A 14,511-nucleotide genomic window follows, 5' to 3' on the forward strand; every position below is an offset into this window, starting at 1 on the left:
CAGTAAAAATAAATTTATCTCTTATCATATGAAATCTCTTAAAACTTTGCAAAGAATATTGTTTTTTATTGCATTATTGATCCCTTTCCTTTCTAACGCACAGAGTAATTACAAGCCAGGGTATGTTGTTACGCCCAAGGGCGATACGATAAGGGGATTTATCGATTATCGCGAATGGGACCGCACGCCGGCCGACGTCAATTTCAAGCAGGATGCCGCCGATAACGAAGCGAAGAAATATACACCTGCCGATATCGCCGGATTTGGTATTACCGGTATAGAATCGTACAGGATCTATACCGGGCCCATAAGTATGGACCCCACGGCCCCTGATAAGGTAAAAACTGAATCGGAACGTGATACGAGTTTCAGGATTGCCACAGTTTTTATGAAAGAATTGGAAAAAGGCTCCAAACTGGCTCTATATTCATATAAAGATGATATAAAAGAGCGTTTTTTTGCGGGTGATGCCCCTGGGTTTGAGCCTAAGGAACTAATATTCAGGGTAACAAGAACCACTACCGAAAATACATTTCAAAAACAGCTGAGCGCCTTAGCATTAATGCACAATGAACTAAATGATAATTTGATAGTTTATATCGGCCGTTCCGATTATACTGAATCGGATATTCTTAAGATAGTTAACATGATCAACCATGTGAGCAAGGCGGATTACAATAAGACCCACTATAGCGGGCCCGCGATGAATTCCTTTATTGGGGCAGGTGTTAACATCAATACAACCAGTCCCGGCCATGGCAGCCAGGCGTATCTTGCAGGTGCAAGGGCGTATACCTCCTATTTGCCGCAGGGATCATTGGGGATAAATTTGTTCGCAAACCCGGCGACGAAGAAACTGCAATTCAGGATAGAGCTTGGGGTCGCGGATGCTAAATATAAATCCTTATATACAGGCAAAGTATCGCCATACGCTCCTACAGAAATTTCCTATAACAACCTGGCTCTCTCAGGGTCAGTGCAGGTGCTTTACAATTTTTACAACAGGGATAATTTCAAAGTTTTTGCAGGCGGTGGGGTTGCTTTTTACTCGTTTAGTTACTCTAATGTTTATTTCGGTTCACAAAATCATGACGGGTCGCAGGCGCTGATCGCTGCTAATAATCCCTTTGTTTTTGAAAAAGGCGATAACGCGTTTATATTCAGAGCCGGTATACAGTTCACCAAAAATCTTGTAGTTACCGGCAGTTATCAAACCCCGGTTAGCAATACGAACGGCGGATATTTCGAGTTGTCTTCAACTACTGCACAAGTTGGTATTAACTATTTATTCGAATTTAAAAGGAAGTAATATTTCAAGTTAACTAATACGATCTAAATTTTATGAAATCTACCCTTGGAGCAATAATAATAGCTCTGATCTGCCCTCTTACGTTATTGGCACAAAGCAATTATAAACCCGGCTATGTGGTTAACATACAGGGCGACACACTAAAAGGCTTTATCAATTACCGCGAATGGACCAGAAACCCCGAACAAGTTTCGTTTAAGAGTAGCCTTGCCGACGAGGAATCCAAAGAGTTTAACATCACAAATGCGAAGGCATTTGCCGTGGATAGCTTTGAATATTATGAGCGCCACAATGTGAAAGTGAGTATGGATTCGCTTGATATTAACGCGGTTAACCCGGGTGTAAACAAAGACACCTTAGCCAAAACTGTTTTCCTGCGCATTATTTCCAAAGGCACGCACATAGCGCTTTATCGTTACACAGATAAGCTGAAACGACGTTTTTATATCTCCGAAACCAATAAGCTTTTGGAACCGGAGGAACTGGCCTTTCACGCCCACTTCGACCGGCAGGAATTAACTGCTATGGTGTATATCAGGCGGTACCGGACACAACTGCTGTACATTGCCCAAAAGTACAGGCCCGATGATTTAAAGTTGCGAAGAACGATTTCTAATGCGGATTATAACGAGGACGAGCTCAAGAACCTGGTGTCAAGAATAAACGGGAGTTCAGACCCAAGGTATACAAAACAGGGGTCTTCGGGTACCAGGTGGTTTGCCGGAGTTTCCGCTAATCATTACAGCCTGAAATATACCGGCGCTATTCCACTGGCTGATGCATCGGCAAGTGGCCGCGTTACCCCAAAATTGGATGGCGGTATAGACTTTTTGCCATTCAAAGCTGTTCAGCGGTTTTATATCAGAGTTGAACTTGCGATAGACTATCATCAATATGATTATCATCACCGCGAGCCATATTCCACCCCAACAGGTGCTACTATTGATTTGCATGTCAAACAATTCAACACATCCCTTACGCCTCAGGTGATCTATAATCTTTACAATGCCGCACAGTTAAAAGTGTTCTTAGATATGGGCATCGCTATTACTAATTCTAATTACGGACATTACCGGTTAATATCCAGTTATGACTCGGGAGCATTCCCCTCAAACGTGCAGGAAAAATATCCTGAATTCAATTTTTTATGGATGACTTTTCCTTTAAAAGCTGGTGTGGCTATTGGCAGGCAATTTGAATTGTATGCCGGTTATGTACCTAAGGCCCCAATTTCAGATGGAAAATATACCCGTTTTCAAGGTAACCTGACCTCCTATTCGGCAGGCATAAATTTCTATATAGGAAAGAAATAACTAACGTATTATCAGCAGCCAGCCCGATAATTTGGGTTGACCATTTTTAAGATCGATGACATAATAATATGTCCCCTGGGGCAATTGGGTTCCTTTGCTGGTTCCGTCCCAGGGTTTTGCATACCCGATGCTGCGGTATACCTCCTGCCCGCTGCGGGTATACACCGTTGTCAGGCTTTCCGGGTAGGTTACCAGGGCCTCGATGTTCCACAGATCATTCACACCGTCGCCGTTGGGGGTGAAGGTGTTCGGCACGGTCACTTTTTTGTAGACGCGAACGAAGACCGAACTTGTTGCCTGGCCGCAGTTGCCGGAAACTACGTTAAGGGTATAGGTAATGTCGCGGTTTGGGGTAGCGACGGGTGTTAACGAGTACGGGTTGTCCAGAAAGTCGGATGGCGACCAGTAGAAAGAGGTAATATTATCGCCGGATATCGAACCGGTGAGTTTTACTGATTGCCCTTCAAATATTTCCTTGTTTTTGCCTGCATCGGCAGTTGGGTTATTGCTGACAGTTACTGTTACCGTTTTGGTGTCGTCGTAACAGCCGTCGTTGCTCACTTTTACTGTATAAGTAGTGGTTTGCGCAGGGGAAGCCAGCGGGGAGGCAATGTTATCGTGATCAAGACCAACCGAGGGCGTCCATTGATAATATAACCCGCCAGATGCAGTCAGCATAGCGGACGTGCCGGCACAAATTGTAATGTCGCCGCTAACGGTTGCTGTTACCTTTGGCTGAACTTTAACAAGCGTTTGTACCGGCGCGGAAGGACACCCTTTTTCCGAAGTCGCCACTACCGTATAAGTACCTGCAGTGGCTTCACTGACCGGGCTTATAACGAGCGGGTTTTGAGTACGGGGCGGCAGGCCCGGCCCCGTCCAGGTATACGTTGCACCTCCGGATGCCGTTATGGTTAAAACATCGCCGATACATACTGTTTGTACCGGCGCAACCGAGGCGACAGGCAGTGGATTTACGTGGATGGTGAGCGGCGATGAGCTGACAAAGCAAGAGGGTGCGTTGATATTTTGCCCTTCGCCGACAGATAAACGATATTGATAGGTGCCCGCCGCAGTGTTGGGTATCGACACGCTGTACGTTGCGTTGGTCTCGCCTGCAATATTCGTCCACCCGGTGTTGTTTTTATTGAATTGCCACTGCAAAAGGGGATCGGTGTAACCCGAGCCTACACTTGATGTTAAAGTATAGGCGGCATCACTTCCCTCGCAAATATCCTGGTCGCCGTTTGCCGCCAGGCTGCCGAAGCCTGTCTGTACGATAGGGCCGCAAGCCCTGAAGGCGATATCGTCGAGCAGCAGGTCGTTTCCCATCCCGCCCGGCGCATTGTTTGTCATGGTGACGATGACATCCGTTACGTTGGCCGGAGTTACGAAATAGGTGCCGTATTTAGTCCAGTCGGGGTTGGCCGTAGGCATTATTGTGCCGGTATTATAGGTAGCTAACACCGTACCATCGTTGGCCTGTACGGTAAATGTAATATCGGGATGGGTGTAGTTGGAACCCGCCGAGACTAAAGTACCGATGTTCATGATATATGCCGAAAACTCATAGGTTGTGCTGGGGCACAAGCCGTTTGCTTTCTGCGTGAAAAAGATGCTTGGCGCATAGCTGGCGTTTATCAGCATCATATACCCATTCTTATCGCCTGTATGATCGTGCGGTACGTTGTGCCAGTCGAAGTGGCAGCCGCTCGAAGCGTTCAACAGCGTGTATTGCCCGTCTTCGGCGCAAACATTACTGGTATATGTAAAGGTGGTAATGCCCGGCGCTAAAGGCGGCCCCACGGTACTGGCCCCCGACCCAAACGTTTGATTGATAACCGGATCGCCCAGGCTTCCGGTACAGGTTTGAGCGCCGGCATCGAATGTGATGGTTAAAAGCAGGGCAGCCAGTAACAGGTTCAAGACTAATCGCTTCATTTATAAATCGGTCGGGGAACTGGCTAAAATAAGGCTTTACCCACAGTTATTGGCCCGCATTTGTAAATTCTTTGTGATGGGGCAAATTTTAGTAGATTGCAGCACATTTGCCATGATAAATTAGTATCACAATTGTATACGTTACCCGAGTCCAATGCCCATGGCGAAGATATACCCCATCCTCATCTGCATGCTTTTTTCTTTTCCCTGCCTTGCACAGGGAGGCTACACCGATTCTTTGAAACATGATACAACGAGGCATTTACCCGGTGTTACGGTAAGGGGCTATTTGACGGAGCAGCCGGTGCTGGGTGTACCCGCTTCGGTAAGTGTTATTGGCGCCGCGCAGCTAAAACTACAGCCGGGCAGCTCGCTTGTACCCGCATTGAATACTGTTCCCGGTGTGCGGATGGAGGAACGCTCGCCGGGAAGTTACCGCCTTTCAATAAGGGGAAGTTTACTCCGGTCGCCATTTGGGGTGAGAGACGTAAAAATATATTATGACGAGATACCGCTTACCGATGCCGGCGGCAATACTTACCTGAACGCCATCGACCCGAACAGCGTACAGGGTATCGAGGTTTTGAAAGGGCCCGACGGCAGCCTGTTCGGCGCCAACTCGGGTGGTGTGGTATTACTGAACCCGGTAAACCGGTATAATGACAGCAGCTACCTGGCCGCAGGCCTGGGCGGCGGATCATACGGCCTGGTGCGTCAAAGTGCTTCGTTGCAAAACCATTCGGGCAATAACCAGCTCAACATCAGTGAAGCGTATCAAACAGCGGCGGGCTACCGGCAAAACAGCAATATGGACCGCACTTACCTGCAGGCATTTGACAAGGTAAGTTTTTCGCAAAAGGACCAGTTGAAGTTGATGGGGCTATATTCGGCACTCAATTACGAAACTCCGGGCGGCCTCACCCTTACCCAGTTCCAATCCGACCCTCAACTGGCGCGATTGGCCACAAAAACCATCCCCGGATCGATTCAGCAACACGCCGGCATAAGGCAAAAAATGCTTTTTGGGGGTGCGGTGAATGAATGGCATTTATCGGAAAGGATAAGAAACGTAACTTCGGTTTTTGGTACGTATGTCGATTTTACCAATCCTTTTATCACAACCTACAATCAACGATACGAGGGCACTTATGGCCTGCGAAGTTATTTTGAGTGGAGTGGCAAGCCGGATACCGCAATTAACTGGAAAGTTAACCTTGGCCTGGAATGGCAGCAGACCAATTCGGACATTAACAGCTATGGCAACAGGGCAGGAGTGCGGGATACGGCACAGGCATTGGATAAAATTCATACCAACCAGCATTTTATTTTTGCGCGATACCTGGCCGATTTTAACCAGAAACTGCATCTTGAAGCTGCGCTTAGTTTGAATTTCTATAACTATCAATTCAGAAACGTTTTTCCGAATAACGAGGCATTGTTCACCAACCGGACGTTTACACCTCAATTGATGCCGCGTATAGCTTTGTCATACCAGCTTACCAATAACTTCATATGGCGCGCCTCGGTAAGCCGTGGGTATTCGACCCCGACGACAACAGAAATACGCCCGACCGACCAGGTCGTTAACAATTCGTTGAAAGCTGAAGATGGCTGGAACTACGAGACGGGTGCCAGGCTGAGAAATGCAGATGAAAGTATTTTCCTGGATGCTTCTGTTTTCTATTACGACCTGCATAATGCCATTGTACCCCAGCAAAATGCTAATGGGACTGCCTATTATGTTAATGCAGGCGATACGCATCAGCCGGGCTTCGAGGTATATTTTAGCAATTGGCTGATACGCCGTAACAGCAGTAATTTTATCCGCGGGCTGCAGTTCAACCTTTCTGTTACGCTGGACAAATTCACCTTTGCCAATTACAACGAGAACGGCGTAAATTATTCGGGCAATAAATTGACAGGTGTTCCCGAGCAGGTTTTTGTGAGCAGTTTGCAGGCCAGGCTCCCCAATGGTTTCTACCTGTTCGCTCAATACAATTATACCTCAAAGCTTCCGCTGAATGACGCAAATACTGCATTTGCGGGCGCTTATCATTTGATACAGTTCAAAGGGGGGTGGGAGCACCGTTGGGGTAAGGCGCGCCTTAGTTTTTATGCCGGGGCAGATAATTTACTGAATCAGAAATATAGCCTGGGTAACGACCTGAATGCCGTAGGCAACCGCTATTATAACGCCGCTGCGCCCCGGAATTATTATGCCGGAATGAATGTGATGTTTTAAATCTCTCACCAACCCCTCTGCGGGTTGTGTATGTTTACCCATAAAAATCGAAGTTTCACCAGTCGTTCCATAAGAACGCATTTTTAATATCCATTTTCTCTACCAACCAATCGCCCCGATAGGGCGAGGAATATGAAAGAGCGTCCTGTAAGGACGCCAGGTTGGTAAAAATCAGTAAAATACCCAATTACGTTCCATGGGAACATTTGGGGATGCCCCGGTAGTGCAGGGTAACAAGAAATCCTAATTGGTTGAGCAATAAAGGCACCCGCAGATGTCCTGGTGCCTTTATTGCTGCTGGCTATTGATTAGCTGTTTCTGTAACGTTACTGCCGCGCCCTTTGTTGTCAAAAGCCCTGAATTTTACGCCCTGGCCACCATTTGTCACAGCATCTTTATAAATGGGGCTCTTCGCGTCGGGCTGCTTGCCGTTGGTTGTGTAACGGATGGTTAAACCGGGGAACTGCACGTTTGCAAAATATTTGCCGTCCTGCAATACCACGCCAGGTTTCGGGATGCGGAAATTAAAGCCGCCATCCAAATAATTCAACCTTGGCATTTCGCGTTTCCCTATTACATTCAGGAATTTTACCCACGCTATTTGATAAAGCGAATCGCTTTTCGCTTCATTTTTTTCTGTGGCCCAATCGGGGTCGCTTGCCCAGGCGCGTTCAGCGAAAGCCAGTAATCGCGGCAGCAGCATGTATTCAAGCCGCTCGTTACTTTTGATGGTTTCGCCCCACAGGGCCGACTGTAAACCGATGATATTGGTTTTTCCATAATCCGTCAGGCGCTGTTTGCCTACGAATATCTTCCGGTCGATAGGCAACCCGTTCCGGTCGACCTTTGAATTTTTAAAGTAATCGTAAGGGATAAAGGAGAACTGTTTGTCGATATCGCTGAACGCGCCCCAATAATAACCGGGCTCATCGAACGATTTGTAGTGTGCCATATCCAGGTAGAAATTGGTAACCGGCGAGAGCACTACTTTGTAGCCGCCATTGGCCAGTTTGTAAGCCAGGTCCTCGCTGCCATCGCCTAATGTATTGTTCCATACTTCCGCCTGCCAGTGCTGGTACGCAAAATCGGGATTTGGCAGGTAAACCGGGTTGCCGTCCAGTTTGGTACGGCGCAGCGGCATTTCCTCCCAACCGGCTATTTTTAGCCCTTTTGACTTTAGTATCTCATTTACCCTGCCGTAGTAATAGTACCACAGGTCGTTAGTGTTTTGTATTTCGGGGTGGGCGGCTTTGAAAGCATCCACCGCGGGCGATCTTTCCCAAACACCGCGTGGCACCTCGTCCCCGCCGAAATGGATGGTAGTAAGCGGAACGCCGGCCTCCTTGTATATGGCCTGTATCCCATCCACCACCATTTCAATAAAATTATAAGTGGACGGCAGAGCCACGTTGATCACATTATCGTTCCACGCCTGCGCCGAGCTGTAAACAGATTTGTCATCAGGGTCGCTAAGCAGGTAACGTCCGGCCTCTTCTTTTTTGCCTTCGGCCATTAAACGGTTGTACCGGGCCAGCATAGCCTTTACCGCGGCACGGGCATGCCCGGGTGTTTCTATTTCGGGCAGCACAGTGATGTGTCTTGCCTGCGCGTACTTCAATATTTCAATATAGTCGGCTTTGGTGTAATAGCCGCTGCCGCGTATGTTGCTTTCATCGCCGCCAGAGCCATGTGACGCCGGCAACGAATTTTTGCTGTCCAAAGAATGGCTGCGTTTTGCGCCGAAAGAGGTCAATTCGGGCAGGGCTGGTATTTCCAGGCGCCAGCCTTCATCCTCGGTAAGGTGAAAGTGGAAGGTGTTGAGTTTATACAGCGCCATCACATCCAGTATACGGAGCACTTCTTCCTTTGGATGGAAATTGCGGCCCACATCCAGCATAAAGGCGCGGTAGGCAAAACGGGGCTCGTCTTTGATCTCAACGCAAGGGATTTGAATTGATTTTTGTGGATGAGCGTAAGCGGATGGTGGGATGAGGGTTTTTAGCGATTGGATGCCATAAAAGGCGCCTATTGGATTAGTAGCTTTAATTTTTATGCCATTAGAAGCTATATTTAATTCGTATCCTTCATCGTTGTGACCAGGTTCAAATACGATTTCAATAGATGTTTCGTAATCTGTTTTAGGAAGAAAAAACAAGTCATGCCCTTTTACCAATTTTGGTCCCAAAATCGGTTCTAAAAATGATTTTAATTCTTTATGTAGCTCGACAAATTGACCGTCACCACTATGTCCGAAGGCTATATCTTTATTTAATGTGAAATACCCCCCCGTCTCCCTATAACTAACCGGCGTTGGAAACACTTTGGTCAGTTGTTCCTCGGGGATATCAGTAATATTTTTGTTCTGGTTATAAATTATCTCAGGCGTTACCAATCCGGCATAAACCGGGCTGAAAGGTTTAACCGTAAATGCACCAAGATTATAGCCCTTTTCGGGCTGATCGTCCCAAACCAGGTAAAACCCTTCCGGGCCGTCCACGGTGTTTACTACTACGTCGTCATCCACAAATTCTATGCGTACCGATTTGCCCGGCTTCAACTCGCCAAAACTTTCGGTTGGCGTCAGGCTGAAAAGGTCGCCGTTGATGAAATCGATTTTGGCATTGCCTGTTGGCGTTGCCTGCGCAACCATCCGTGCGGAGTTAAAATACAATTTCCATCCCGAGGCAGGCAATGAGCTTTTTCCGTTGTTGGTGATGGTAATTGCGTTCAGCGACTGCCCGGGTTTGGGCGCATCATTTTTTATCACCTCCCAGGTGACGCTCAGGTCGCCGGGGTTGAAATTTGGGCTGGCGGATACGGAGATGCTGATGCAGATCAGCACGGCAAGTAAAAAAAGGCGCATAGTTTTGAATATTAGGTTTTAACGGAGCTAAATATAAACTTTTTTAAAAATTTTAAAAAGTTTTTTTCGACGAGGGAATGGATGTTACACTATGGCGTTTAAGTGCGTGCATACCGGCCTTTGCCCGCATGTTTCGAGAGCCTCAACCTGACACCTTTGGCTTTATAAGGAAAATTTAACCCACCCATTCCCCTCGTATCCAAAAATGAATTGTCTGGGATTGATGATCTCAGCCAGTATTTCAATGGAATCCACGATGCGCGGGCCGGGGCGGTTGAAGTATTGGTTGCCGTCGGTAATGTAAAGGCGATTGTTTTTTACTGCTTTTAGGTCGGCAAAACCAAGCTGAGCAAGCAGAAGATGTATTTCCTTCATGGTCCGCTCAATAGAAAACCCGCAGGGCATAACGAGGATGATATCGGGGTCGGCTTCCTGAATATCGCTCCACTGCACAAAAGGCGAATGCTTGCCTGCTTCGGCCAATATGGACGAACCACCGGCAATAGACACCAACTCCGGCACCCAGTTTCCCGAAACCATCAGGGGGTCCAGCCATTCGATACAGGCTAACGTGGGTTTATTTTCAATGAACTTGAGCTTATGGCGGATAATATCAACCCGTTCCTGCAGGTCTTCGATAAGCCGTTCTCCATTTTCAGTGACACCTAATGCCAATGCGACCTGCCTGATGTTGTTAAAGACATCTTCAAGGCTATTCGGTTGCAGCGATATAATTTGTGCCTGCTTATCTAAATAACCTGTTAATGCCGCTTCCACATCTTCCAGCGATACAGCGCAAACCTCGCACTGCGCCTGAGTGATAACAACATCCGGCGCCAGCTCTTTTATTTTTTCGCGGTTGACGGTATAAATGGACAGCGCATCATATAACAACTCCTTTACTTTTTTGTCGATGCCGATGCTGCTTAAACCATCGGGTATATTGGCTTCAGAACAAACCGGCAGCTGTTTTACCGAAGCCGGGAAATCGCACTCGTGCGACCTGCCCACTAAATTATTTTCGAGCCCGAGGGCACAAACAATTTCGGTAGCGGCAGGCAGCAGGGATATGATGCGTTGGGACATTTTTAATATGCAGATGTTTGAATGTGCAAATGTGCAATTTTTATGTGCAGATTTCAGATGTGCAAATTCTATTTAAGCAGATATAGGTTGAAATGATGGGACATTTCAGTCATTTGCACATCTGAAATTTGCACATCCGCACATTAACATTATTTTCGTCTCCGATGATCATCCTCACCTTTTTCATTGGTATTATAGCCAATTTTATAGGGTATGTGCCCCCGGGCAATATCAACCTTACCGTTGTCCAGTTAGCCATTAACAGGGGGATGAGGGAGGCCATGAAGTTCATCATTGCTTTTTCCTGCGTCGAGTTCTTTTTTACCTGGTTTATCATGAATGGCGTCCATTGGCTGGCGCAACAGGTACACCTGGATACTGTGGTGGATTGGGTGATGGTGGCGGTATTCGTAACGATGGGGGTGATAGCCTGGCGCCACAGGAAGGTGCGCCCGCAAACAAAAAAGCGGTCCAGGCAGCACAGTATCAGGTTCGGCATTATTATGGGTATCGTAAACCCGGTACAAATACCCTTCTGGATAATAACGGGCAGTTACCTTATCACCAACGGATGGATAGCAACGGGGCTGCTCGCATTGATCATATTCAGCGTTGGCTCGGCCGGGGGGGCGTTCCTGTGCCTTTTCATCTATGCGCGATCAGCAAAATACGTGCAGAAGAAACTGGACCTGAGTAACAAAACCATCAATACCAGCGTGGCATTTTTGCTGTTTGGTTTTGCTGCTTATACCATTGCAAAGCAGGTTTACCTGGTGTTTTTTAAGCATTAAGCTTTAACCAGGCAGAGACATCCTCTTTATCTTTTCCCAACTGCTCTGTTAACTGTTCCAGCGACTCGAACTTAATGTCGCCACGGACATAGTGTAGCAGTTCCATCTTGATGGGCTGGGTATAAATATCCCGGTTAAAATCAAAAATATTAACCTCGATGTTGCGCGTCATCCCGTTAATGGTAGGGCGATGCCCGATATAACCCATGCCCGTATGTTCGTCACCCTCAAGGTAAACTTTGACTGCATATATACCGTCGGAAGGTATAAGCTTGTAAGTTTCCTCCACTAAAATATTGGCTGTTGGATAGCCAATGGTGCGGCCTATCTGGTCGCCCCGGTTTACTTTTCCGGTGATAAAAAATGGATAACCCAAAAACTCATTTGCCAGATCAATATCGCCTTTTAGCAGGGCGTTCCTGATACGTGTCGAACTTATTGCGACATCGTGAATATCCTGCTCAGGTATTTCGACAACATCATAACCATATACGGGGGCCAATTGCTGCAATTCAGCAAGGCCACCCTGCCTGTCTTTACCGAAGCGGTGATCGTAACCGATGACGATCTTTTTGGTGCCGATCTTTTTAACCAGCACATTGCGGATGTATTCTTCGGCTGTTTGGTTAGAAAAGTCGCGTGAGAAAGGTGTGATGATGAGGTGGTCGACACCTAATTGCTCCAGCAGTTCAGCTTTCTCGTGGATAGTATTGATGAGTTTAAGATCCTGGTCCTCGGGATGAATGATCATCCGGGGATGCGGGAAGAAAGTGAGGATGACCGTTTCGCCGCCGATATCAGCGGCCAGTTCATCCAGGCGCGCAATGATCTTCCGGTGTCCCAGGTGTACTCCATCAAAAGTGCCTATGGTAACCACAGCGTTTTTTACCGGCTCGAATTCCTCTATATTATGGTAGATCTTCATTAGTTTGATTGCACCGATTTATTTGAATGATTACACCGATTCGTTATTCGATTGTACTGATTTCATAGGGTTTATTGCCCTTATGGCGTTAACCAGTTCCATAACCTCCCAGGCATCTTCCAATTTAAAATTACCGCTCCGGGTGCGCCGGAGACGTGAAAGATAGGCCGCATTATCCAGGGCAATACCGAAGTCGTTGGCGAGCGAACGTATGTAAGTTCCCTTGCTGCATACCACTCTAAAGTCAACTTCGGGTAATTCTATTCTTGTTATTTCAAACTCGCTGATGGTGATATTTCTTGTACGCAATTCTACGTCCTCGCCCCGGCGGGCTTTTTCATACAGCCGTTCGCCATCGATCTTTATTGCTGAATGCGCAGGCGGGTATTGCTGAATATCACCTATAAATTGCTTACAAGCTTCCCTTATTTGTTGTTCGGTCAGTTGACCTGTTGCAAATTTTTGTTCGGGCTCGCTTTCCAGGTCGTAAGTTGGGGTTGTTGCCCCCAGTACCATAGTGCCGGTGTATTCCTTCTCTTCGGCCTGGAAAGTATCTATCTGTTTGGTCATTTTGCCGGTACAGATGATGAGTAAGCCTGTCGCCAGCGGGTCGAGCGTCCCTGCGTGACCAACCTTTAATTTCAAAGGCTTAAAAGCGTTGCGTATTTTGCCAACCACATCAAAGCTTGTCCATTTGTAGGGTTTATTGACCAACAGCAGCTGCCCTTCGGCAAATTCATTTATGTCGGTGAAAGTTTTTTTCAACTCCGGGAATTTTGCGCAAAGCTATTAAAATGATTTCACCGATTGGGTTATGATTTCACCGATTATCGGTGCGGTCACTTATTAAATCAGTGTAATGCACTACCTGCAAAGTAGATAATGATGATGATAATACCTGCGACAATGCGGTATAGCCCAAAAAGTTTAAACCCGCGCTTTTCAAGAAAAGTAATAAAGCTTTTAATAGCTATCATGGCTACTATAAATGCAACTACACTACCGATGATGAGGAATTTAATATCCTGGTGAAAGTGAGGTGTATCAAAAAGGCCCTTTTTCTTGAAATCCCACAGATCTTTTACCGTAGCGCCAAACATGGTGGGCACGGCAAGGAAGAATGAAAATTCGGCTGCTGCGGTACGGCTCAGCTTTTGCGACATGCCTCCTACGATAGAAGCCGCGGACCGCGATACACCCGGAACCATAGCCAGGCATTGGAAAACGCCTATTTTAAAGGCGGTCATGTGATTGATATTCTTTTCATCCTTAATAACCGGCCTGTTGAACCAATCATCGACAAAAAGAAGGATGACACCGCCTACAACCAAAGCTATTGCCACTACCAAAGGGCTTTCCAGTAATATGTCGATGTACTTCTTCAGCAGCAAGCCTGCTATCACAGCAGGTATTACGGCTATAACAAGTTTAATATAGAAATCGACCGAGCGAACGAACCGCTTAAAGTACAGCGCGACTACGGCCAGTATGGCGCCGAGTTGTATCACCACTTCGAAAAGCTTTACAAACTCGTCGGTGCCGATACCCATTAAAGCGCTTGCAACTACCATGTGGCCCGTGGACGAAACAGGTAAAAACTCGGTTATCCCTTCAATAACAGCTAGGATAATAACTTGGAAGATGTTCATCTGTGATGAGTTGATTAAGTTTGATCAGGTTGGAGTAAGTTGACCGGGTTAATTCGGTCAAGCCAGTTAACAATTCACTCAATCAGCTTTTTGTTGATGGTTTTTTTAATATGGCGAAAAAACCTATGGCGAAGCCCCCCAATACCACAACCGGCGCAATAACAATCTTTGTTGTGCTGTAAATATCAGTTGTGCCTGACATCAGGATAAAACCAAAAATTACGACAGCTATGGCGATGACGAGCATACGGTAGTTGCTTTTGTCGAACACGAAATTCATCGGGGTGGTATTTGTTTCACTTTTCGGCGGGCGGGCAGAAGAAGTTGTTTTTATCGGCGTTGTTGGTTTTGTTTGTGCCATATATTTTCTAATTATTGAATTATCGAATGAC

The 14,511-nt window shown here is 46.8% G+C and carries 11 protein-coding genes; 4 read left to right on the forward strand and 7 right to left on the reverse strand.

Going from position 1 to position 14,511, the window contains the following annotated elements; genetic code table 11:
- Positions 1-28 precede the first annotated feature (28 nt).
- A complete protein-coding gene (locus FRZ54_RS10070; RefSeq protein WP_147031484.1) occupies positions 29-1,309 on the forward strand; it encodes an outer membrane protein in 1,281 nt (426 codons plus the stop codon).
- Positions 1,310-1,341: 32 nt separating this feature from the next.
- A complete protein-coding gene (locus FRZ54_RS10075; RefSeq protein WP_147031485.1) occupies positions 1,342-2,622 on the forward strand; it encodes a hypothetical protein in 1,281 nt (426 codons plus the stop codon).
- Here the strand turns inward: FRZ54_RS10075 and FRZ54_RS10080 are convergent, their stop codons facing one another.
- Complete coding sequence (locus FRZ54_RS10080; RefSeq protein ID WP_147031486.1) at positions 2,623-4,563, reverse strand: gliding motility-associated C-terminal domain-containing protein; 1,941 nt, start codon at positions 4,561-4,563, stop codon at positions 2,623-2,625. It lies immediately after the preceding gene.
- 160 nt (positions 4,564-4,723) lie between these two features.
- Between FRZ54_RS10080 and FRZ54_RS10085 the strand changes: the two genes are divergently transcribed.
- Positions 4,724-6,805, forward strand: coding sequence for a TonB-dependent receptor (locus FRZ54_RS10085; RefSeq protein ID WP_228462679.1), 2,082 nt, complete (start codon positions 4,724-4,726; stop codon positions 6,803-6,805).
- A gap of 301 nt (positions 6,806-7,106) precedes the next feature.
- On the opposite strand, the gene FRZ54_RS10090 is transcribed toward FRZ54_RS10085, so the two are convergent.
- Together FRZ54_RS10090 and FRZ54_RS10095 are read right to left on the reverse strand one after the other, a co-directional pair.
- Positions 7,107-9,668 carry a family 20 glycosylhydrolase gene (locus FRZ54_RS10090; protein ID WP_147031488.1) on the reverse strand — a complete coding sequence of 854 codons (2,562 nt, stop codon included), beginning with the start codon at positions 9,666-9,668 and terminating at the stop codon, positions 7,107-7,109.
- A gap of 162 nt (positions 9,669-9,830) precedes the next feature.
- Positions 9,831-10,754, reverse strand: a complete 924-nt coding sequence (locus FRZ54_RS10095; RefSeq protein WP_147031489.1) for a cobalamin-binding protein — start codon at positions 10,752-10,754, stop codon at positions 9,831-9,833.
- A 164-nt stretch (positions 10,755-10,918) separates the two neighbouring features.
- On the opposite strand from FRZ54_RS10095, the gene FRZ54_RS10100 reads away from it, so the two are divergent.
- Positions 10,919-11,545 (forward strand): LysE family translocator, encoded by a 627-nt coding sequence (locus FRZ54_RS10100; protein WP_147031490.1) that lies wholly within the window; start codon positions 10,919-10,921, stop codon positions 11,543-11,545.
- On the opposite strand, the gene FRZ54_RS10105 is transcribed toward FRZ54_RS10100, so the two are convergent.
- The 4 genes from FRZ54_RS10105 to FRZ54_RS10120 all read right to left on the reverse strand — a co-directional run bounded on the left by FRZ54_RS10105 (position 11,535) and on the right by FRZ54_RS10120 (position 14,480).
- A complete protein-coding gene (locus tag FRZ54_RS10105) occupies positions 11,535-12,470 on the reverse strand; it encodes a bifunctional riboflavin kinase/FAD synthetase (RefSeq protein WP_147031491.1) in 936 nt (311 codons plus the stop codon). The two genes, FRZ54_RS10100 and FRZ54_RS10105, sit on opposite strands and share 11 nt — an antisense overlap.
- 30 nt (positions 12,471-12,500) lie before the next feature.
- Positions 12,501-13,235 carry a tRNA pseudouridine(55) synthase TruB gene (truB, locus tag FRZ54_RS10110; RefSeq protein ID WP_147031492.1) on the reverse strand — a complete coding sequence of 245 codons (735 nt, stop codon included), beginning with the start codon at positions 13,233-13,235 and terminating at the stop codon, positions 12,501-12,503.
- 86 nt (positions 13,236-13,321) lie between these two features.
- Entirely contained in the window at positions 13,322-14,119 is a 798-nt protein-coding gene (locus FRZ54_RS10115; RefSeq protein WP_147031493.1) for an undecaprenyl-diphosphate phosphatase, read from the reverse strand.
- An 82-nt stretch (positions 14,120-14,201) separates the two neighbouring features.
- Positions 14,202-14,480 (reverse strand): DUF3098 domain-containing protein, encoded by a 279-nt coding sequence (locus tag FRZ54_RS10120; RefSeq protein ID WP_317131606.1) that lies wholly within the window; start codon positions 14,478-14,480, stop codon positions 14,202-14,204.
- Positions 14,481-14,511: the final 31 nt, after the last annotated feature.

Source organism: Mucilaginibacter ginsenosidivorans (assembly GCF_007971025.1).
Taxonomy (GTDB): Bacteria; Bacteroidota; Bacteroidia; order Sphingobacteriales; family Sphingobacteriaceae; genus Mucilaginibacter; species Mucilaginibacter ginsenosidivorans.

Coding starts and splice junctions, on each gene's coding strand:
- FRZ54_RS10070 (WP_147031484.1), top strand. CDS start 29: ATGAAATCTCTTAAAACTTTGCAAAGAATATTGTTTTTTATTGCATTA.
- FRZ54_RS10075 (WP_147031485.1), top strand. CDS start 1,342: ATGAAATCTACCCTTGGAGCAATAATAATAGCTCTGATCTGCCCTCTT.
- FRZ54_RS10080 (WP_147031486.1), bottom strand. CDS start 4,563: ATGAAGCGATTAGTCTTGAACCTGTTACTGGCTGCCCTGCTTTTAACC.
- FRZ54_RS10085 (WP_228462679.1), top strand. CDS start 4,724: ATGGCGAAGATATACCCCATCCTCATCTGCATGCTTTTTTCTTTTCCC.
- FRZ54_RS10090 (WP_147031488.1), bottom strand. CDS start 9,668: ATGCGCCTTTTTTTACTTGCCGTGCTGATCTGCATCAGCATCTCCGTA.
- FRZ54_RS10095 (WP_147031489.1), bottom strand. CDS start 10,754: ATGTCCCAACGCATCATATCCCTGCTGCCTGCCGCTACCGAAATTGTT.
- FRZ54_RS10100 (WP_147031490.1), top strand. CDS start 10,919: ATGATCATCCTCACCTTTTTCATTGGTATTATAGCCAATTTTATAGGG.
- FRZ54_RS10105 (WP_147031491.1), bottom strand. CDS start 12,470: ATGAAGATCTACCATAATATAGAGGAATTCGAGCCGGTAAAAAACGCT.
- FRZ54_RS10115 (WP_147031493.1), bottom strand. CDS start 14,119: ATGAACATCTTCCAAGTTATTATCCTAGCTGTTATTGAAGGGATAACC.
- FRZ54_RS10120 (WP_317131606.1), bottom strand. CDS start 14,480: ATGGCACAAACAAAACCAACAACGCCGATAAAAACAACTTCTTCTGCC.